At 43.4% G+C, this 21,983-nt stretch carries 15 protein-coding genes; 6 read left to right on the top strand and 9 right to left on the bottom strand.

From position 1 onward, the window contains the following. Positions 1 to 5 precede the first annotated feature (5 nt). Both SPICA_RS05330 and SPICA_RS14750 read right to left on the bottom strand, forming a co-directional pair. On the bottom strand, positions 6 to 4,577 hold the full coding sequence (locus tag SPICA_RS05330) for a SpoIIE family protein phosphatase (protein ID WP_013968513.1): 4,572 nt from the start codon (positions 4,575 to 4,577) through the stop codon (positions 6 to 8). Further along, positions 4,574 to 7,642, bottom strand: a complete 3,069-nt coding sequence (locus SPICA_RS14750; protein ID WP_013968512.1) for a tetratricopeptide repeat protein — start codon at positions 7,640 to 7,642, stop codon at positions 4,574 to 4,576. Before SPICA_RS14750 ends, SPICA_RS05330 begins: the two co-directional genes overlap by 4 nt. Positions 7,643 to 7,740: 98 nt before the next feature. On the opposite strand from SPICA_RS14750, the gene SPICA_RS05320 reads away from it, so the two are divergent. Next, positions 7,741 to 9,012, top strand: a complete 1,272-nt coding sequence (locus SPICA_RS05320) for a UPF0164 family protein (RefSeq protein WP_013968511.1) — start codon at positions 7,741 to 7,743, stop codon at positions 9,010 to 9,012. A gap of 31 nt (positions 9,013 to 9,043) precedes the next feature. On the opposite strand, the gene SPICA_RS05315 is transcribed toward SPICA_RS05320, so the two are convergent. The 3 genes from SPICA_RS05315 to SPICA_RS05305 form a co-directional block, all read right to left on the bottom strand. Next, positions 9,044 to 10,642 (bottom strand): glycoside hydrolase family 57 protein, encoded by a 1,599-nt coding sequence (locus SPICA_RS05315; protein WP_013968510.1) that lies wholly within the window; start codon positions 10,640 to 10,642, stop codon positions 9,044 to 9,046. 11 nt (positions 10,643 to 10,653) lie between these two features. After that, the gene (locus SPICA_RS14745) at positions 10,654 to 11,313 is read right to left on the bottom strand and encodes a DUF4912 domain-containing protein (RefSeq protein ID WP_013968509.1); all 660 of its coding nucleotides are present in this window, start codon (positions 11,311 to 11,313) and stop codon (positions 10,654 to 10,656) included. A gap of 95 nt (positions 11,314 to 11,408) precedes the next feature. Continuing rightward, positions 11,409 to 12,083, bottom strand: coding sequence for an RluA family pseudouridine synthase (locus tag SPICA_RS05305; protein ID WP_013968508.1), 675 nt, complete (start codon positions 12,081 to 12,083; stop codon positions 11,409 to 11,411). A 21-nt stretch (positions 12,084 to 12,104) separates the two neighbouring features. On the opposite strand from SPICA_RS05305, the gene SPICA_RS05300 reads away from it, so the two are divergent. Continuing rightward, positions 12,105 to 13,310: a hypothetical protein gene (locus tag SPICA_RS05300; RefSeq protein WP_013968507.1), complete on the top strand. Its 1,206-nt coding sequence runs from the start codon at positions 12,105 to 12,107 to the stop codon at positions 13,308 to 13,310. Positions 13,311 to 13,343: 33 nt separating this feature from the next. Here the strand turns inward: SPICA_RS05300 and SPICA_RS05295 are convergent, their stop codons facing one another. The 3 genes from SPICA_RS05295 to SPICA_RS05285 all read right to left on the bottom strand — a co-directional run bounded on the left by SPICA_RS05295 (position 13,344) and on the right by SPICA_RS05285 (position 15,688). Further along, positions 13,344 to 14,510 (bottom strand): thymidine kinase, encoded by a 1,167-nt coding sequence (locus SPICA_RS05295; protein WP_013968506.1) that lies wholly within the window; start codon positions 14,508 to 14,510, stop codon positions 13,344 to 13,346. 29 nt (positions 14,511 to 14,539) lie between these two features. Continuing rightward, positions 14,540 to 15,193: a PTS sugar transporter subunit IIA gene (locus SPICA_RS05290; RefSeq protein WP_013968505.1), complete on the bottom strand. Its 654-nt coding sequence runs from the start codon at positions 15,191 to 15,193 to the stop codon at positions 14,540 to 14,542. A gap of 93 nt (positions 15,194 to 15,286) precedes the next feature. Next, the gene (locus tag SPICA_RS05285; RefSeq protein ID WP_013968504.1) at positions 15,287 to 15,688 is read right to left on the bottom strand and encodes a cytidine deaminase; all 402 of its coding nucleotides are present in this window, start codon (positions 15,686 to 15,688) and stop codon (positions 15,287 to 15,289) included. Positions 15,689 to 15,754: 66 nt separating this feature from the next. On the opposite strand from SPICA_RS05285, the gene SPICA_RS05280 reads away from it, so the two are divergent. Genes SPICA_RS05280 through SPICA_RS05270 form a run of 3 tightly spaced genes read left to right on the top strand, consistent with a single transcriptional unit; the run spans position 15,755 to position 18,605 of the window. Beyond that, positions 15,755 to 16,834, top strand: coding sequence for a hypothetical protein (locus SPICA_RS05280; protein ID WP_013968503.1), 1,080 nt, complete (start codon positions 15,755 to 15,757; stop codon positions 16,832 to 16,834). 7 nt (positions 16,835 to 16,841) lie between these two features. Then, entirely contained in the window at positions 16,842 to 17,720 is an 879-nt protein-coding gene (locus tag SPICA_RS05275) for a M23 family metallopeptidase (protein WP_013968502.1), read from the top strand. Positions 17,721 to 17,723: 3 nt separating this feature from the next. Further along, a complete protein-coding gene (locus tag SPICA_RS05270; RefSeq protein ID WP_013968501.1) occupies positions 17,724 to 18,605 on the top strand; it encodes a class I SAM-dependent methyltransferase in 882 nt (293 codons plus the stop codon). Here SPICA_RS05270 and mnmA read toward each other — a convergent pair. Continuing rightward, positions 18,574 to 19,803 carry a tRNA 2-thiouridine(34) synthase MnmA gene (mnmA, locus tag SPICA_RS05265; protein WP_013968500.1) on the bottom strand — a complete coding sequence of 410 codons (1,230 nt, stop codon included), beginning with the start codon at positions 19,801 to 19,803 and terminating at the stop codon, positions 18,574 to 18,576. The genes SPICA_RS05270 and mnmA overlap by 32 nt on opposite strands. A 222-nt stretch (positions 19,804 to 20,025) precedes the next feature. On the opposite strand from mnmA, the gene SPICA_RS05260 reads away from it, so the two are divergent. Then, on the top strand, positions 20,026 to 21,969 hold the full coding sequence (locus tag SPICA_RS05260; RefSeq protein ID WP_013968499.1) for a phosphatidylglycerol lysyltransferase: 1,944 nt from the start codon (positions 20,026 to 20,028) through the stop codon (positions 21,967 to 21,969). The last annotated feature ends 14 nt before the right edge of the window (positions 21,970 to 21,983 follow it).

Raw genomic sequence — 21,983 nt, 5'->3', positions numbered from 1 at the left:
ATCTCCTATTTCCTTCGAATTCCAAGGATTGTTAAATCGTCATACTGTTCATCCTCTCGAAGGCCCATGTAATAAAGGTACTCTTTTTGTTGTGCATTTTCCATCTTTTCCTGAATATAAAATCCATATTGCTTAAAATGAGCCTTCAGGAATTCATCAATCTTTTTGTCTACGAGAATACGTTCATCAGGCCGACAAGCAGGGTCCTTATAGAGCCGGAATATTTTCTCCACCGACACGAGGGCCATGACAGCCTCAGTGATGGTACCTTGACAGGTGGTAAAATCAAAAACCAGTTTCTGTTCACTATCAGGATTATGGTACTTTTCTAGGATAAACAGTCTGCGGTTAAAGACCGCATCAATAATGGCCGAAACCCGGTCGTATCCAAGTTCCTCGTCGCTCTGTCCAGCTACATGATTGCCATGGGCTGTACCGTTTTCTCCTTCGGTACAGGTAATAACCTCATAAGTACTGTTTCTGAAGTTCCGCTTTGCTTCTTCGATACCGTCAGTGTAGAGGAACAGTACATCCCCCGGATCGAGCTGAAGGGTTTGAATCTGATATCCCCCTTTCATATCGATGAGGTCATTATCAAGGACCCCTGCCGCAGGGGATGGGGGCAACGTCAGGGTCTGAAGACTGCCGGAAGAAGCATCGAACCAATGAACGATATTGTCTCCGGCGTTACAGAACCGAACCAGTCCGGTTTGGGAATCGAAAAGACAGAGGGTAAAGGCAGCAAAACGGCCTTTGAATTTTAGTTTTTCCAATAGGTCATTAATTTCATAGACCACCCGAGAAATGTTAAGCCCCTCTGGGGTGGGTTTCCAGTTACGGAAACTGTTCAGGAACAGGGTGGCAACCTGGACCATGATGAGGGCTGCCGGGACCCCCTTACCAGCCACGTCGCACTTAATAACGGCAAAATAGCGGTCATCCAGGTTGATGTAATCAAAGTAGTCACCAGAGACACCCTTTGCGCCTTCATAATAACCAAAGAATTCTGCATATTTGGCATCGAGATGCCCTGTGGTCAGTTTGTTTCCCTGGGCATCGGTTTCCAGGGGGATAAATTTCTTCTGGACCTCTTTACCGATGGTTAGGTCTTTAGAGGCCAATGCAGCCTTTACCAGACCATGGGTCATTTCATTGATGGTATCTCCCAGAACTGCTATTTCATCCCTCGATTTTATCGAAATTTCATGACCCTCAAGTTCTGATTTATCTTCCGTATCTTTTATTTTTTTTACATGTTCTACCAGTTTGAGAATGGGGCTGACAATATACACTGATACAAGGATTGCTCCAATGACACCGATAACAAGGGCGATGAGGGCGATGAGGGCGGTCACCTGTACAAGAGATCGACGACCCGAATCGACCTGGGCATAGATGGAATCGATGGTAACTTCGAGACGGACGAGACCGCGGAAATACAGATCATCAGCACCCTGCCGGTAGAGTACTGGCTTAAAGAATATGTACCGTGACTGACCTTTAGGGGGCAGTTTATCTGTGGGAAACTCTGGTTCGGAGCCAATATTTGAGGCCAGCTGGGTTAATTTTTCGTTGAGACGAGCTTCCAGATTCCGGGTAGTTGTCTGGATATCATCCCGCCGGCGCACACTTTCAGCATCGGTTTTTAGGGCAAGGGTTAAGGCTTCCCGGGTAAGATCTGCAATGGTTTTTGATATATCGCCAACTTCAGAACGAGCCTGTTCATCCAGTTCTTGAGCAATAGAAGCAATCCTGGGACTGATCGGATCCTTTAGCCGGGAAAGGCCGGGCTGGAATTCGGGAGTATCAATCTTGGTGAGGATGTCCGGGTCATTAGTAGCCCATACATGGTCTGAGAAAATGGTTACCCTGGCACCAAAGCCAGTAATAGTCGCATAGATTGCTTCCGGAACCGCTGAAGTTTGGGCCGGAAGGAAGCCCAATTCAAGAACATTCTGAGCAGGCAGGTAAGCCCGGGCACCGGAGGCGAGACTTTCCAGCAATACCCTGGAACGGTCTCGGAGACCCTGAAGCAGGGTCCGTTCCTGTGTGCGGGTCATCATAAGGGTGAGGGGCACCGATACCATGAGAACCACCATACTGACGAGGATGATGGTAAATATCGCCAATTTAATACCAAGGCCCATACCCCGGCGCTTAATACGGGTGACTGCTTTTTGTTTTTCTACTGTCATAGGCTCTCCTGTAATGAGGGCAACCGCATCCATCCTGAGCATGGCTGTTTCGGCTACTACACTACCAATGCCCCGGACTGCTATGAATAATCCCAATAATGCAAACATGATGATGGCAAAGACGCTGAACAATGCCACATCTACGGTGAATGTTCGCTTTGGTGCACGTGACCAGGAGGGCTGCCAAACCTGGGTAAAGTCACCAAACTTCACCGTGCCCATTTCATCAACCTGAAGTAGAGGACCGGTTCTGTAAAGGCCCCGTCCGGAATGGACGAGCCCTATGTGGTATGATCCTGCGTCCAGGTCCTCCACGGTGATTCCTCCTATTTCCCGATCAGAAACGATGCGGTAATGGCCTTGTTCGAGGAAATATTCCCGGTCATAGGGCGCTAACCCATCCCGGTCGATGAATATGGAGGTAATGTTGCCCCCTTCCAGGTATCCGCGCCCTAAAATGGTAACCATGAGTTTACCCTGCTCATCCTGTTTAACATCCAGATACCTTACGATGGTAAAGGGAATGTATTTATTGGTTCTGAAATAATAAACCGCCGGCTGGCTGATGTTGCCCACCGTATCGACCACCGACAGGGTAAAACGCCATATACCGTTATCAAGGTTCGTAAAAGATGCCTGGGTGTCCTTACCCATAAAGCGCACTGGGCTGGATACAGAAGGATAGGTGGCTTTCAGCTTAGTTTCAAAATCGGCTAAAGAAAGCTGTCCGAACAGGTCACCGGGACCAAGGTATTCCAGGTTCCAGGTATACCCTCCCACATCCGAAGCTGGTGGAGGGTTCCATTGAATGGTAAAGGTGTTTGATATGAGGAAACCATTCTCATCAATATCAGGACCGATAATACTGGCTGCAGGGGGCGGCGTGGTGTCGCGGATAAAATATACGATGCTGGGATCAGACCAGTTGCCCGCAAAGTCTTGGGCCCGTATTGCAAAGTACCAGGGGCCGTCTTCCTGGGCGAACTGTTCGGTCCTTGTGGTGGTAGCATATACCTTAATTGTTTTAGGGGGAACTTCTTCGGGATCCCTCGTCCATATATACGAGTACCCTAAAATACCAGAAGAATCTTCCGGCATGGACCAGGCAATCTGCACCTTATCCGTCCGCAACCGTTCACCATTTTTAAAATTAAGCGGCCGGAGAGGCGGCTTTGCTACGGTAGTATCGGGGGCAAGCAGGACCAGCCGGTTTTGAGATGCTCGCTGGGTTTGCCAGAAAACATAAAGGCCTGAGCGGTCAAGTATGGGCCGGGCAAAGGTTGCTTCCCCGCTCGAGGCTGACAGGTCCGTGTCTTCCCAGTCAAGCCCCTTTTTCTGAGCCATATAAATACGGTTTTGACCACGGCGGTTATCGAACCAAAAGACGGTCCAGCGGCCGTTAACAGGAAGGACCACAGGATTATTTGCATAAACACCCCGGGGACTAATCTGTTCAGCAGTACCGAGGATTTGGCCGTCCGGCTTAAGTTCCATTCCATACACTTGGGGATTTCCATTGCTGGGTCTCCGTTCCCACACAAGGAACAGGGTGTTTTTTGCTCCTAAGATGAAAGGGCGCTGGTTATCGAAATATTCCGGTTCCCGTCGATTTGCCACATAGGGATCCAGGAAATTGGTAACCTGGCGGGGAGAAGTCCAGTTACGGCCCCCATCGGAACTGGTGGTCATAAAAAGTTGAAAGGTAGGCCGTACATCACCGGTAAGGGCTTGAAATACCACATAGTCGGTAGAACCCAGGGTGGTATGGCTTGGCAGAAAGGTCAGCTTAAGCCGGGAATCGCTAACGAAGGGGGTGAAATCGGTCCAGGTTAAGCCATCTTCAGAACGGGAATAAAAAATAGAAAGGCTCTGCTCCTGTCCACGGGTTACAAAAAGGTAATAACCCCCATCGGACCTCGTTACGATCCGAGGGGAAATAGTTGAATTAATATCTCCCTTAAGTCGCATTGCAGAAAAACTGAGACCCTGATCGTTAGAAATAAGAATTTCTGTTTCGTTCGAGGGAAGCCCTACCGCAATAATGATTCTATCCCTCGCATCAACTACCACCGAAGCAATAGCTGGTTCACTACCGGAGTAAGGATAAGGACCTGCAATGGATCGCCGTATAACCCAGTCCTGGTCAGGAGTTTTTACTGCCAGTGAGAGGGTTATGGTTGAAGCATTCGATTCTTGCCACAGGAGAACTGAAAGCTTGCCATTGGTAGAGCTTACGGGAAACCGTGCCGCACCGGGGCTGAACAGCACCGGATTTTCCCAATAAAATACGTCCTGTCCAAACAAAGCCGGAGCAACCAGCATACCGCAAAGGAGAAGCAGTAAAGAGGGTAAACATTGATAAAGGGCCGCCAGTTTTTTCATAGCCTCGACTGAATCCTCTTTTGCAGTTCAACCAGTTTGGTCGAGTTTTTATTCTTTGGATCCTGCAACAGTTGTTCCACAATTGCAAGGGCCACGATCGTATTTCCATTCTGCAGTTCCTGGACTGCCCGCTGGTATTCCCGTTCCGCAGCACTGGACAGCACCACCGTAGCCTGACCACCCACATCGGTCTGTATCCGGTCCTTGAGGGCCACCGCCTGTTCATTATTGGGATTTAACTTAAGGGCCTCATTGAGCTGGGCCAGGGCAACCGGGAATTGACTGCGGGTATTGGTATCGATAATTCGTTTGGCCGCAGCCACAAGCTCATTGGATCGGGCTATAGCCCTTGGATCCGGCGGCGGCAATCTGAGGCCTAACTGTATTTCAGCCCGTTCTATGATTGCTTTGAGCCCCGGATAGTTTGGGTTGATGGTATAAAGATCCTGAAGTTCAGCATAGCCTTCCTGGGGCTGTGCAGCAAGTTTTGCCTGAGCAGCACTGAGCCGGTCCCTGAAATTGGCTGCAAAGGCTGCCGGATCTATCAGTTGATCAATCTGAAGTTCCAATAAACCCGCTTCCTGATTAAGGGGGAAAAGGATCCGCACCTCTTGAATTTTCTTACGGGCAATATCAAATTGTTCAAGAGCCTCCGTACGTTTTTTAGCTGCCAAAAGAGATCTTCCTGCCTCAAAGGCTTGCTGAGCAGCATTTAATAATTGGCTCATTTCGGGGTAGAGCGGCGCTGTAATTGGAATAGTACGGCCAGTCTTAATTGAAAGAGCACTACGAGCCAGGGTAAGCCAATAGGCGACTTCCGGTTCATCATCCACATTGGTAGTTTTCCAGCGATTCTGTGCCTGTAGCAGGGTGTCTTCTGCTTTGATAAAATCACCGGTAAAGTAGGCTCTTTTGGCTTCTGTAATAAGGCGTCGGACATCCCGGACTACGGTTTCATTTTCTGTTTTAGAAATTTCTGTGGCCAGCGAAAGAAGCCGCTGATCTCGGAGGCTTCGAAGCTCAAATGATTCCTGTACTGCGAGCGAAGCATCATAACGTTCTCCTGATTGCTGGAGCCGCTGTCGCGCAAGATCAAAATTGAGGTTTCTTAAGGCCGTTTGAGCTTCAAGATAGCGACGATCTCCCTCAAGTTTAAGACTATCTGCCAGAGCACTCTGCTGTTGAGCAATACTACTATTTGTCCGTACCTGAGATTGCAGTACTTCAAGTCTTCGCAATAGGTCGGAAGTCTCCTTCCGTAGTATTTGAAGAGCTACGTCATTTGTAATCACAAGCGGTTCAGCAGCATACGTAGAAAGTACGGACCTTGCTTTTTGGATATCTCCTGAAAGCTGACGATCCAGCTCATTGAAAAGAGGAAGACTTTCCTTTGGATATTTAGCAAGATATGTTGACCCATTTTGGGTTGATATCTGCATACCTTGTATAAGATTAAGAGCCTTATCATACGCGGTAGTACGGGTATTAAGAATAGTAGTAATGCCTGCATTTTCAACAGTATATTTTTGAGAAACCAGAGACAATTCCTGATCATTTATATGTTGTTCTAAAAATACAAGACTTTTCACCCCATTCTGAAGTTGGGTGATACCGGATCCAAGATCTATACCATTTTCCTGATAGAAACTATAGTTTTGCAATCGTTTTGCAGCAATATCTTCATAGATTTTTAGTGCATTCCTTAGGTTGATGAGATTTTCTCGCCCACGTTGCAGCCCTGCAATCGTTCCATCCTGACTTGCTTGACCTGCTTTCCATGATTCAAAGAGCATCTTCTGTTGTTCTGAAATAACAAGGTAATCCTTTAGTACTTTATAGTAATCATTAAGGGTAGTAGTAGTTTCAAGCAAAGCCTGAACTGAAAGATAGATTGGTATTTTGTTCACAGCAATAGACTTACCATAATTAGTTACCTGATATTGGAATTCCTTTACAGCAATCGATGACCAGACAGAAAACACCCGAAGAGTAAAATTACTTAACGCGCTTAGTTTTTCTATTTTCGGGTCCTCCAGGACAAGAGGATTATTTTGATATTCATCATAATAGCGAGCATAGAGCCCATTAAGAGAATGGATTAAAGCGTTTTCCAGGCTATTCATCCCCTTAATCCAGAAAGTATCCAGTGCTCCCACAATGCCTTCGGGCTGAATTTCAGTTTTTCGGCCAAGAATAAAACGAAACGCAAACGGAAGAAATGAGCTGTCACCTAAAGTTGGATCAGCACTCTGAAGAAGGGCAAACTGGCTTTCAAAGCCTCTACCTATGCTGGCAAGGGCATTCCTTACATTAGCATATTGATACAAAAGGGCTTCCAATTCAGTATAGGACTCTAATATTGGTTCAAGATTGGTCGAAAAGGAAATAGTCGTAGTTAGGTTGATGAACGTATCGATCCGCTTTTGCAATTCTGGTTGTAAAGCATTAAAGGTTATAAGATATTGTTGAATATCTTTTAAACCCTTATTAACCGAATTGACAACAATGTCACCATAACCAGCTTGGTAAAATTCTTCCCGATACAAAGAAAAACCGTCGGTATATCTTTTCGTAGCGTTACCGTAATCGCCTTTATCGATAAGCGTACGCCCATCGGCCATTATTTTTTCAAATTGTGCACGGTTATAAGTAAAAAGTGCGGTCTCTTTGGTTTTTAAAATAAATTCCCGTGCAGCTCGGTTTGGGGCTGCTTCCAAACCTTCCAGTTGACGTATCATCGCAAGTTTTCGTTCATCATTGGTAGGATCACTAACAAGGATATTTAATAAATCGCCGGCAATTTTATTATAATCTTCTCGAAGTTTTATAATACGCTGAAGTCTCCGCTGGGCATCATCAAAACGATCGGGATTATTTTTAATATATTGGGTTAACAGTAGAATTGCTTCATTATATCTCCGTTCAGCAATAAGAGTATCTGCGGTAGAAAGGGTATCTTCTTTTTTACCTTCGGCATAGACCTTGCCCAGCCCTGATATTAAAAACCATATAAGAGTAACTAAAAAGAGAAAAAAGAACTGTCTGGCTTTAAAGCACCGTATCATGAACAAGGTTTACCCATTACTTTCTTATCGGAGTTCTCACTTTTATACTATACAGTAGAAATATATCTCAAACCGATATATATTTATATTAAGAGCATATGAAACATTTGCAGATACTTTTTAGTATAGTATTAGTGATTCTCATAATTCCACTTTATGCTCTCGATGTAAACAATACATTTTATGGTTCTATTACCGATTATATACTATCAATAAACGGTATTGATTCCAACCAGGGACTTACAACGCTTCCAATACTCTCCATACCGATGGGGGGCAGGTCAGAAGGGCTAGCAACAGCTTTTGCGGCTGTTGCCGACGATACCTCTTATATCGAATGGAACCCCGCAGGATCTTCCATGTTAGCCAATACGGAACTTTCATTCTATCATAACAACTGGATTGCAGATTCAAAAATAGAAGGATTGGTTTATACCCAAAGAATGGGTAATTTAGGATTAGGAATTGGCGGGAAGTGGCTCTATCTCCCCTTTACTGAATATAACGATTATGGAGAACGGGCTTCGAAAGGATTTTATTCTGAAGCAGTCATGATATTGAATGCTTCCTATAACTTTTTAGCCGGTTATTATTTTTATGGCATATCTCTAGGGACAAATGTAAAGACTGCGGTTCGATTAGTCCCTGACTATGCAGATGACACTGGGGTTATTCGCAGTGGATCCGGTGCAGAGCAATCAACTATTGCGCCCATGATTGACATCGGCGCTTTAACTCGAATTAATTTGCTTAAATTCTATTATAGCAGAGAAAAAAACACTTCCTTTGCAATTGTAGTTAAAAATCTTGGTTTTCCAGCTCAGGGCGATCCGCTTCCCACAGAAGCGGTATTTGCTATCGCTTATAAACCAATACGACCAATTCAATGGTCCTTTGATACAACAGTACCTATTAATCTCATGAATCCGGAACTTTCAGAACAACCCTATTGGGCAACGGGAATATCCGCACAAATAACCGACTTTCTCGGCATGCGTACTGGTCTCTTGTATAAAACAGGAAATATTCGTATTACTATCGGCAGTGCTATTTCAGTATCCACAATCATGATAGATGTTAACTATACCCTAGACCTATTAACCCAATTACAACCCCTCAATAGGGTAAGTGTAGGATTAAAATTCAACTTTGGTGACCAGGGACGGGGAGAAAGGGCAAAACAGGTAGAAGCCCTCTATCTTGCAGGGCTTGAAGCCTACGCGAAGGGTGATACCAATATAGCAATAAAAAGTTGGGAAGCCGCCCTAAGGATTGATTCTCGATATGATCCAGCAAAAGAAAGCCTAAAGGCTCTCATTGGTGCAGAAAATCTTTCCAAACGAATTATCGAAATTCAGAAAATTGAATAACCTTTTGGGACCAATAACGACCCCTTTTATTCTATCTTTTTTTTCTAAATACCCGATAATTAATGTCAGGAAAAATATTATGCTTTCGTTCAAGCTGAGTAAGCCATTCAGTACTAATATAATTACTTCCCAAAGAATCATAGATGGTTGTAAAATTCTGTATACATTCCTCCACAATTGACCGAGCATACGCACTTGATAATCCGCCATGCTGAATTGCAGCCCAATCCGCTGACTGGGCGAGTAACACTTCCCTTGCAGCTTGGTTCAAAGTACGCTCTTTAAGTCCTCCATCATTGGGGAATCGTTCAGCCAGCTCAATCATTCTCTCAATTGCACGCATAAGATGGGGATACATCCAGTCATTCGAAGCATCGAGCCACGTTTCGGCATACCCATTCATCCCCCAGGAAGAAAACTCTGGCATTTCCTTCTGGAGCTCTTCCTGGTTAATTTTATGTGCATAGGTTCCAGGATTAACGAAACTCAGGTTGTCCATTTTTGCAGCTTCTCTAAAAAGAACCTCTAGAAATTGGGGACCTTCGAACCAACGATGCCCAAAAAGATCTGCATTATAGGCACACACAGAGATCCCCTTTTCTCCTGTGATGTGTTCTGCATCCTGTAATCTTTGAATACGATCTTTTAGGAATGACTTTACATGGAACTGTATTCGTTCTGTTGCAATATCAGGATTATACAAATCTTTAGACTGCTGTCCCCTTTGTGTAATAGCCCAGTATTTATATCCTGTTGGGGTTCGTTCTCCATTCGGTTCAAGGAAAGGATCAATAAGGCTCTGTTCGAGTTCATACCCAATGTCTTTATAAAAATCCCGATAAACAGGGTCCGCAGGATAACCAATATCTGGATCCCAAATTGCACGGGACGCATGTAAATCTCGAGCAAATACCATCAATCCATTGGGGGTGCGGATGGGCGCAAAGGTACCCTTTATGGGTGTTGGTTTACCAAGCAATAAACCATGGGTATCAACAATAGTGTAGCTAAAATTATATGAACGTAAATATTCATCCAATGCAGGATGCCAGCCAGCTTCTGGCAGCCAAAAACCATGGGGTAAGCGGCCAAACAATGACCTGTGAGAGGAAATTGCCACTTCTATTTGAGCTTGGATTGACTCTGGATAGGATGTATAAAACGGCAGAAAAGCATGGGTAGCAGCGGTTGTAAGTAGCTCAATTTTACCTTTTTTTTGGTAGAAATCCAGTGCTTTTAAAATATTATGTTCATAGCGACCTGAAAAAAGAGCCTTTGCTTCGACGACCCGATCATAATACATTCTTGCAAGCCGATTAAGATTACTATCATGCTTTGTTCTATCAACCTCGGACAATCCAAACACAATCCGTTGGTCTAGATATTCTAAAAAACGCTCGAGCAATAAAGGATCCTGTACCATATGGCTTAAGGTTGGTGAAATAACAAGACCCAGATGAAAGGGGATCCGCTCTGCATCGAGACGTTCGAATATAGTAACTAATGGAATATAAGTTTCCAGAAGTGTATCAAACAACCATCGTTCTTCTAAAAAACGGGGGTAATCGGGCTCGCGCACAAAGGGTACATGGGCATGTAGAACAAGAGATAAGCAATATTGATCATTCATCAAAGGGCACCTCAAAAATCACATTGTTGGAGGATGTGAGACTGAAAATCACCGCTATGGATAATTTCTAATTCATCCAAGCCGGATAAGAGCAGTATAGGAGCTAAAGGATTAGTATCTATTGTACTACGAAGCATATTGATACTCTCCGGGATTTTAAATGGGGGTGTTTCAGCAAGCAATATAAAATCTTTGGCCTTTTTCATTCGCAGCTCAACCTTGAACCATCCCTCGCTACTGGGAAAACATACATACCACGCCCGATCCATCATGTCTACATCGATAGAAAACGATTCGTCATCGGGATTTTTGCCAGGATGCAGCGCTACAACCCTAAGTTGATACCCATTAAAGCCAGGGGTTGCTTCATGTAACTCCCGATCAGCAGTTTTTATTTCCCAAAATACAAAGGCCCATACAGGATCTCGAAGTAATACTTCTATATAGGTTTTATTATAAAAAAAAGGAGGTTTTTCAACTTTAACAGAAGAAACATCCTCTATATCTTCACTTGTTTCATCATCTTGTTGACTAGCTTCCAATATTTCCTGTATTACAAATATTCTATTTAAATCTGGCGGAAGATCTAGCCCGAGTTCTTCTGCAAGGGCATTTAACTCATCGGTGGGCAATGATTCCAAATAACTCTTCTTTAGCTGTCTTTCATTCATATAGTATGCTATGATGAGAAAAAGAAAGGCCAGTGTCAAGCACTAGGATCAAATCAGAGAATACTGTCTTCAGATTTCAAATTTTCAAAAGCCCCCTATTCACAAGAGCCAAGGGTTGGGAATATCTGACTACCAAATTCACACTCTAGAAATGAAATAAAATAATCTGGCATAGGAGCGGTTATAGCTATAGTTTTTTGCAATACTAAAATTGGAATGGTCAGTTCCCATGCATGAAGCATAAGCCGCTTTATGCCCCGCTCTTTTTTTAGTAACTTGTTAAGAGCAAAATCACCATATTTATCATCACCGAGTATCGGATTTCCAATTAAGGCAAGATGTCTCCTGATTTGATGCATCCTGCCGCTCCCTAATTGGAGTTCAACCAATGAAATCTGTTCTGAATGGATGATCTGTTTATACAACGTAAGCGAAGCCTTTTTAGTACCATGGATCTCTAAAGGCTCATCAATTTTACCCTTGCTGGGGTGTATGATACCATTGCAGAGAGCGAGATACTTTTTTTTTACTCTTTTACTGCTAATGACCATACTATAGTAACGTGCAGCTTCCTTTGATTTTGCTACCAACATAACTCCAGATGTATCCTTATCGAGGCGGTGTACAAGAAACGGACGCTGATGCCATATTTCTGCTAAAAGGTTGTCAAGACTTGTTGTAATACGGTCTCCCCCCTGTACAGCAAGCCCCGCAGGCTTATTAAGCACAACACAGTCAGCATCTTCATAGAGAATGTCGATATTCTTCATTATAGGGAGTATAGTAAGAGTATGAGCGTCTCGTCCAGTATATATAAGCCCCTGAAGGGTATCATGTTTATTATAGTAATAGCCTTGTTTGAGAAAAATCTGCTTTTTAGTGAAACCTTCTATTCCCCAACCTGGGGATTTAAAATATCCCCCCCAGCGGGTTATACCTACTCAGGAGGTGATGGAAAATACCGCTTTTCATTCAATTTTGAGAATCGAGCACCCGCATACCTTGATCTTCGGATCTATGAAGACAATCACTATACATCCATAGAAACCCTGGGAAAAGAAATCCAGAAACGGATTGCTTCGACTGGAGAAATAAGTGGCTTTACTTATCAAGAACGTCAAGCACTCCTGATGGAGCTACACTTTTCTTTAAACGGTAAACAAATGCACGGATGGGGTCTCTGTGTCGAATTAGAAGATCGGGGGAGCTCACAGCGACCGATCTTGGCAGCTCTGGCCTATGGCGATGCAACAATAAAAGAACTGGATAATTTTAACCTCTCAGCGCTGGATTCAATAGTTCCTACTAAGGGAGATGAACTTGCACCAGGTCCAGTCTCTGTCTATGCCTTTCCTGGACAGGAATCGGTAGCAACACAGCTTGCAGGGCTTTCGGCAAGCGCCATGATTGATCCTGAGGCAGCCCAGGCATGCAAGGCAACGGTAGACCGGGAATTCTCAATACTGAGCGCTTATGGCAAGGACAGTTTGTGGAAAGAAGCCTGGATCCGTTTTTACCAAATCATATACCGGGATTCCTACAGCAGGCTTTCTGATATAGCCTTTGCCGTTGAACGAGATATCAGTAAGTCGCTTGATGCAGAAACCAGGACAACATCACAGCGGGACAGGCTATTTGCAGAACGGACCCTTGCCTGGGTGCAGCAATTTACCTACGAACGAGACCTCTTAGGTTCTGACTTTGTCGATTTGGTAAGCGCTGCTACTGAAGGACGTGGAGACTGTGATAGCCGGGCGATGCTGTGGGCAATTATCCTGCGGCACAACAATATTCCAAGTGCTATCATGGTTTCCCGGGATTATAGTCACGCCATGGGGCTTGCTCAACTCGAAGGCCCCGGGGCACGGTTTTCAACAGGTTCAGGAGATTCAGAACAAACCTGGATTGTAGCTGAAACCACAGCCCAGGTACCACTTGGACTTATTGGGAAATCTGTGGCTGATCCTTTAAAATGGATTCCTGTTCTCTTTGAATGAGGAGATAACTAAACCGGGACTTTTTGTTACATCTTAGAGCTTTACAGGCCGCCGATTATCCATAAGACGCTGAGAAAGATAATCCCTGTCCAACTTAAGCTTGTTTACTAGTAGTAGTAGTTGATCTAAAGACAGAAGATTCTGTTCTGCATAGAGATAACAGAGTGCTCGCTCAGCAATACAAGGTACAAGAAGGGCATTCATATTTTCGATCTTGGCAGATTCCTGATGGATATAACGCTGCACAAAGTTCTTGTACAGTTCTGACTTCTCAATATCATAATTCATTGTAAAGAGTTCTTGCTCAAGGGCCGAAATATCACCACGGGCTGCGGCTTCACCGAGGGGTTTTAGTATAAAATAGGTATATTCCTTCCCAGGTAAGAAATGGTGCTTATCACATCGGGTACAGTAATTTGGTTCCCGGGGATCATTCTTTTCTCTGTCCCCCCCAACAATAATCAGTGGATCAAAATAGAGGGCTGGACATTCTTTATCATCAACCTTGTAGTATCGATAGGTATAAAACGAATCTTCAAGACAATCCGGATGTTCGCAATAGGCTGTAAGGGGATAGACATCGGTTGCATGTTCGACAAGGAGTCGTGCAGTAGCATTAAATATTTCCCGCCTAAAATTAAGAATTAATGTTGGGCAGACAAAAACGAGCCCCCGCTGTTCTGATTCATTTTTCATAAGGTAGGCAATGCGCTCATCATAGAAAGCGGCCTCATCTACAATCCAGGTGCCAATCTCCGGATGAGTTTTAATAAGGGTTTCCAGGCCGAAGGAATCCTGGACAAAGGCAATTCGGTCTCCGCAACGTTCAAAACCACCACGATAAGCCAAAGCATCAGTAGGGTAATCAGGGAAACGGCCTATGTCGAGACGGGAACGTACAAAAAAGATATGCCTTCGATCCGCATCCCCCTGCCCAGATTCACTGTTGAAAAGGTTTTTTTGTGTGTCCCAATTGGTTGTCTCTGCCGCTACCCTGGGCCCCTTTTTGCGAGCAACCTCTCCATCCCGCCATAGCCGGGCTGAATATTCAGTTTTTCCGGATCCCATGGGACCAATCACTAATATACGGCGGCCGGCAGCACGAAAATTAAAATGTTGGAAGGCCTCATGGACCTCCAACGCAGGAAAGCCAAGACTTTTCAAAAATCCAGCAGTTTCTCGTTCTGAATTGACAGCCATAGCATCATCAATAGGAGTTCCGCAACATTTTAACGATCCTGAACAAGTAGATTATAGGCTTCCTGAGGTGTCTTAGTCGAAAGAAGTGCTGTACGAAGCTCCTTGTTTTTCAACTTTGCGCTAAAATATGAAAGGGTTTGCAAATAATAAGCATGTTGATTGTATGCGGCGGCAATCATAAAAAGCAGACGTACTGGCTGATCATCGAGGGTCTGAAAATCGATAATATCACATTGGCTGATACCTACTGAAACAACGAGGTCTGTTACCGAAGAAAGCCGAACGTGGGGAATTGCAATACCGCGACCTATGGCAGTACTCATCAATTCTTCTCGTTTTAAAATCTCTGAAGCCAGTTCTTGCCGGTTCTTTACCTGAGGAGCATTAGCGAGATTGTCTGCCAGTGCCAATAGGGCATCCCGCTTTGTCGCAAAGTTTATAAACATAATTCGATCTGGAGATAGAATATTTTCTACTTGCACCGAAGAAAACTGAGGGGACATGCGGTTCATAGAAAGCCTGTCATTAACCCACTTTTCTATCTCAGATTTTTTAAACCGCCATACGGTTCCAATTTTGCCTGCGGGTATTTCACCTTTTTGAGCCCAATCATACACGGTCCGTTCGGAAACTCTCAGGTATTTTGCAACTTCTTCTATTGTTAATATATCATCATCAATCATATTCACTCCTTATCTAATATAGACCGTATAACTAATACTATATTGCAATACACCGCAGGATATGTCAAGTAAATGTACTAATTTCTAGTTCTATTATTTTTGAGCCAAATCATGAAGTGAATCAAAGGGAACTAAGGCGCCTATGGTAGTATCAAGCCGCTCCTGATTTGAACCACCACAACGAACAGGAGCATCTTTATCCATAAATTCGCTTAATACTTGTCTACAAGCCCCACAGGGACCGACGGGGTCTATCGAATCGGGAGTTGCTATTGCCAGAGCAACAAATCGACGTTTACCTGCACTTACAGCAGCAACAACAGCACTACGTTCAGCACAAATGGTTAAGCCAAAAGACCTATTTTCCACATTAGTACCGGTAAAGATGCTCCCATCTTCACAAAGTAGAGCTGCTCCTACTTTAAAATGAGAATAGGGAGAATAGGATGCCTCTGCGGCTTTTCTTGCAGTTTCAAAAAGCTGTTCCATATCCATAATCTAACACTCCTATCGTTGACAGATACTATAATACTATATACCATAAACTTTAAAGGGGAGAAAATGGCAAAAAAAAAGATACTGTTTTTTTTCGGCTCTGCATTGACCGTAAGCATTTTATACTTGAGTATTGTTGCAAAACCAATTTCACCGGAATTCTCCTTAAAACCCCAATGGGTCATCAAAATAGATAATGCCACACCGATTGACTATGATGCCGCAACGGTCAAAGAAACCATAATTCCCTTCGTTATCGGCAACAATTATGGATATATTGCACCCAATGGGAGTATACTGGTAAAAAGAACCTTTCAACCCAATCAGTTTGTTTCCATTTCGTCAAAATTTGTATCTGTCTGCAACCCCATTCCAGAAACTCTTACTATTGAATCAATAACAGCAACCAATACCATTATCGTTAAAAACCCTCAAGGCTATCCTTTTATAGTTGATGATACCATTTTGATCATCGGAAAAGATCAGGACTCTATTTCTTTGGTTAATAACACAGGGGCTATAGAATGGAGTTACAATACAACTTCGCCAATTACTACTCTTGATCTTAAAGCAGAGAAAATAGTAATAGGATCTTTGGATGGGACAATTCAGCTGCTTTCCAAACATGGTGATAGCCTGTTTTCCTTTCAGCCTGGTGGTTCTCGGCTCTCGGTTATTCTTGGAGCAGCACTTTCATCAGATGGCAGATATATTGCAATAATTTCTGGAATTGATAGACAAAGATTTGTTTTACTTGAAAAAACAGCTCACACATACAAGGTTTTATATCATCAATTCCTAGATTCTGATTTCAGAAGACCCGTACTTATTACCTTTGCACAAAACGACCAGTATGTGCTTTTTGAAGGAAAAACTCAATTACTCGTTTTTAATATCAATTCAAAAAAAAATTATACAATTCCTATAGAAACACCGATACTCGCTCTAGAAACGTTGCCTCAGTATAATAAGATCTTTGTGATGACCGGAAAGGACTTACAAAAGAATCTAATTGTACTTGAATTGCCAGATCGTAAACTTATCAGTGCACCTTTTATTTCTAAAGAAAGCTTTTTGCGTGTTTCTGGAGATCAAGTCATTTTAGGAAGTGATGGTATTATTGCAAGTTATTCCGCTAGGAGATAGAAATAAAATGAAAAATAAATTATATGTACCAATACTTCTCTATCAGTTTTTTTTGCTTTGTTTTACGAATATAAATCTCTTTGGCTTTGATTGGCCAATACCAAACGGTCAGGCTTATATCAATTTTGGTTATAATGAAAAAGGTACTGCAGAACGGGGAGTTTTATTCTTAGGCGAAACAAGTGTATTTCCTTCCGATGCGGGAGAACTGTTATTTGTAAGCTCAAATAACCAGCGAAGTACTTTTTTTCACCCCCTTGGAAATTGGATAGCTCTACAACATCAGGATTCACTGATTAGTATTTATAGTCATTTGTCTGAATTTGACCAGAATTCTATTACTACATTAACAGATAAATCGATATCTCTGGGACAAACAGGACATTCTGGCTGGGCAAATAGTCAACAATTACATTTTTATGTTTTTGATAGAAAAACAATTGGTTATGTCAATCCCCAATTACTCATCAATATGACCGATGCTCGACCGCCTTATATTAAGCAGACCTTATTAGTAGGACGGGATGGTCAAAAAATACCACTGGGTAGATCAACGGTGGTTAAACAAGGGACCTACAAAGTTTATGTAGAAGCCTATGATGTAGCAGACATATTTGGTAATAATCAGGTTGCACCCTATTTATTCAAGCTCTTTATAAATGGGACTCTTCAATCGGAATTAGAACTGGACTTACTTTCAGCAAGGAATGGAAAACTTCAGATAGGTCTTCGTAAAGGGTATGAGATAAAACAGATATATCAGCTTGATGGAACATATATGATAGGAGAAATACAGCTTAACCGAGGAAAGATTTTATGTGAAATAATTGTAGCCGATACTATGGGTAATGAAAAAAGCCAGATATCTCAGATAATAGCAGAATAGCTTATGAAATCAATAAAAACATGGTCAACTCCTGTTGTTCAAGAACAAAAACATTTCATTCCCTGTAATCTCTGTGGTTCTACCAGTTTTGCCCAACATTTTCACTGCGAGGGTTTTTCCTATGTTCGCTGCACCAACTGTGGACTTGTGCAGCAAAATCCTCAACCCGATACGATGGCTATACATGCCCGTTATGAAGACCATTCAAGTCAGGCCTATCTGCAGTATGAACTGGCAAATGAAACGGCTTTTCTTAAACTTCAGCAGATGGGACTTCAGGATATTGGATTTTTTAATATAGAAGCCACATTGCTTGAGCAGGAAGGACGGCATCCCAAGGTTCTCGATGTAGGTTGTGCCACTGGGGCACTGTTATCTTGGCTCAGAGATAGAGGCTGGGATAGTTTGGGTATAGAACTCTGTAGACCCGCAGCAGATTATGCGAGAAACACCCGGAAACTTTCTATTATTTCAGGAACCATAGAAAGCGCTGGGGTGCCCGCGGCCTCGGTGAATGTAGTCCTGGCATCCCATGTCATTGAGCATGTTACTAACCCAAAATCCTTTGTAACCGAACTCTATAGAAGTCTTAAGCCTGGGGGATATTGCTTTATCACCACCCCGAGCATCGATGGAATCCAGGCTCGGCTCTTTGGAAGTCGGTGGAGATCTGCTATTTTTGATCACCTATATCTGTTTTCTAAAAAGACCCTCAGGGTACTCCTGGAAGAAGCGGGATTTACGGTAGAAAAAATCATCAGCTGGGGGGGACTAGCTCAGGGGACCGCCCCCGGGCCAATTAAAAACCTAGCAGACCGGCTCGCTAAACGGTTCAATTGGGGTGATGTAGTTCTTATGCGATGTCGGAAAGCTTCCGCTCAATAACAGCGCCGCCGGCTAAAATGGCATGTGCCGGCACCCGATTCCCAACCGTTGGACCACTGACAGGGATCTGGTCTTCACTGGCAGTCTGATCAGGCAAAGGTACATAAAAAGCTACCGATTGTCCTGGAGCTATCGCCCGCTGTGCTTCGTCAAAGGAAACCTTCACAGTACCGTCCTTATGGGGTTCTACAAGAGCCCAGGCAGGTTTTGAAGCAAGCCGTATTTTCGCAAGAGCACGAAAGGGTTCATAGCCAAAACCTGGCGCCCAAACACTCTGGGAAGCTTCAAGCCCATGTGAAAAGAGCTCCTGTTCATGGCCTACAACAACCTGATTTTTTTCAGCATTAAGGGCCACCACATAAAGGGGCTCCGTACCGGTGCTGACCCCTACCCCGCGACGTTGTCCAATTGTATAGCGGACAATTCCCTGGTGTTCCCCTAATACTCTGCCCTTAGTATCGATTATATTACCCCGTTTAAGGGCATCTTTTTCAAAAAGGGTTTCATAATCTTCCTTGGCAACAAAGTCCTGACTGTCCTTTTTTTCTGCTACTTCAAGTCCTCGCTCCCGGGCTAATTGGCGGACCTCATCTTTCCTGAGTACCCCCAGGGGAAATCGAGTTTTTACGAGAATATCCTGCCCAAGGCGCTGAAGAAAATAACTCTGATCCTTAAAAGGGTCGAGTCCTGGGGCAAGATATACACCCAATTCAGAATTGCCATGGGGAGCAAAAAGCCTGGCATAATGGCCAGTAACATAATAATCAAAAGCATAACCAAGCTGGTTAAGGGCCTGAGGAAGAAGTCCAAATTTAATAAGAGGATTACAGCGTAAACAGGGGTTCGGTGTACGTCCCAATTTGTATTCGGTTCTGAAATAGTCGAGAACTTCTTTACCATAGGACTTAGAAAGATCGACTACCACATATTCAGCCTTCAGTGTATCGCAGAGGCGTCTACAGGCAGCTTCATCCTCTACTTCATCGGGACCATAACAGCCATTTCCAGCCCCTTCAGGAAATTGTATGGATCCATCATAGACCTTCATAGTAACTCCGATGACCTTACAGCCCCGCTCGGCCATAAGATAGGCTACCAGAGATGAATCGACACCACCAGACATGGCCACAGCTACTACAGAACCAGCAGGCGGAAGAGAAAGTTCTTCGAGAGTATTTAGAATATCATAGCTCAACATAGTTGACTATTATATTCATATTTTTTTTCTTTTGCCAAGCAACTTGATAATAGATTCTTAGGGTTGATAGATATCTGGGCTATTTCTGAAGCTTCCAGATTGGGAGTAATGTGTTGCATAATACCTCAGTCCAGAGACAAGCTCATATAGTTATGTCATAGACGTAACATTTTCTTTTGTGTATACTATTTTTCCTATTTCTTAGGGAAGGAGCAGTATTGCATGGCACCCATTCGACACCCGGGAACGGGCCTCTTTTTAGGTGATCCTGACGTTATCCCCCTCCAGTCTATCAATGAATCTACCATACATACAGAATTAGAATGTGCATTGCAAAACCTTATCCTATCTGCATCGGGATGGCGAACCGTATTTACCCTGAGTGGTTATGAAGAGGATCCTGCTAATCAAATTGGCGATGCCCATTCTTGTATCGTGGCTACCGCCGCCCTGGTTTTTTCTGATTATCTAAAACAAAAAATCGGTACCCCAAAACCTGTTATTATTGTAGGTCAGGATTCACGTCCGACGGGGACTGCCATTGCAGATATAATTATTAGGACCCTGATCGCCACAGGGTGCGAAGTCCGCTACACATTTATTATTGCAGCCCCAGAAATAATGGCCTATGTTAGAGAGGGCAGCTTTTATAAAATTGGACACCAGAGACATCTGGATGGCTTTGTCTATATTTCTGCAAGTCATAATCCGATTGGACATAACGGCATTAAGTTTGGACTGAATGATGGTGGTGTTTTATCAGCCTCAGAAGCCAAGATACTTATTGAAACATTTCAAAAAACCATACAAGCCTCAGACCATCTAGCCAGACTGCAACAGTTACTTACAACTGTTCATAGCGATACTATTACATCATTATATGAAAAGATTGACGTGATAAAGCAAGAAGCTTATTCAGCATACCTCCATTTTACCAACGAGGTCATTACAGGCAGTCAGAATCAGGAAATACAACAAAGGGTGTTTTCATACATAGAAGAAACCACAAAACAACAGGGAATGGGTATTCTTATTGATTTTAATGGATCCGCCCGCACTACCAGCATCGATCGTTATTTTCTTGAATCATTAGGATGTACTGTAGCTTCTATAAACGATAAGCCCCGAGAAATTGCCCATCGCATTGTCCCCGAAGGGGAATCTCTTGAACCCTGTAGACAAAACCTTGAAGCTTTGCATGAACAAAATCCAGCCTTTGTCCTTGGTTATGTACCTGATTGTGATGGTGATCGGGGCAACCTGGTTATATGGGATGAATTTATTAAAACAAGCAGAAGCCTGGAAGCTCAGGAAGTCTTTGCGCTCTGCTGTGTAGCAGAACTGGCTCATATGGTCTTCACCGGTGAATTGCGATACGACAAGAAGGGTAATGCAATAGATAAGGTAGCGGTTGCTATTAATGACCCCACATCCATGAGAATTGACCGAATTGCACAGGCCTTTGATGTGTCTGTATTCCGGGCAGAAGTGGGAGAAGCGAATGTAGTTGGTCTCGCACGCCGATTACGAGAACAAGGTTACAAGGTGCGTATCCTTGGAGAAGGAGCCGCAGGAGGAAATATTACTCATCCGTCTTCTGTCCGAGATCCTATTGATACTATTGGAGCCATACTCAAACTGCTTACAATCCGTAGTCATCAGGATACTATGGGTTTATTTGAGATCTGGTGTGAACTATCTGGGCAGGCAGAAGCGTACCGTAATGACTTTACCCTTTCTACTATTATCAATACTCTACCAAGTTTTATTTCTACCAGTGCCTATGCTCCTGAGGCAATATTAAAAATTAAAACGACCGACCATGCGCTTTTAAAAGAACGGTTTCAGTATATATTCTTACATGAATGGGAATTACGTAAAGAAGAGCTGGCTAGTCGTTATGGTATTATTGAATGGGAGGCTCTCGCTTACAATGGTATGGATGAACGTCGGAATATTCTTAATTTCCGTGAAGCAGGTAAGGGAGGGTTAAAAATATTATTTCGAAACTTTCATAATGTAGAAATTGCTTATATATGGATGCGCGGTTCTGGAACAGAGCCAGTCTTCCGGATCATGGCTGACGTAGCAGGGAAAGACTATCGGATAGAGCGGGATTTACTCACCTGGCTCAGGCAGATGATTGAAAAAGCTGACAACGTATAATACTTATTACAAGG

The sequence above is a fragment of the Gracilinema caldarium DSM 7334 genome (genome assembly GCF_000219725.1).
GTDB lineage: Bacteria > Spirochaetota > Spirochaetia > Treponematales > Breznakiellaceae > Gracilinema > Gracilinema caldarium.
Note: the sequence above shows the minus strand (reverse complement) of the source record. Positions and strands in the feature narration are given on the sequence as shown.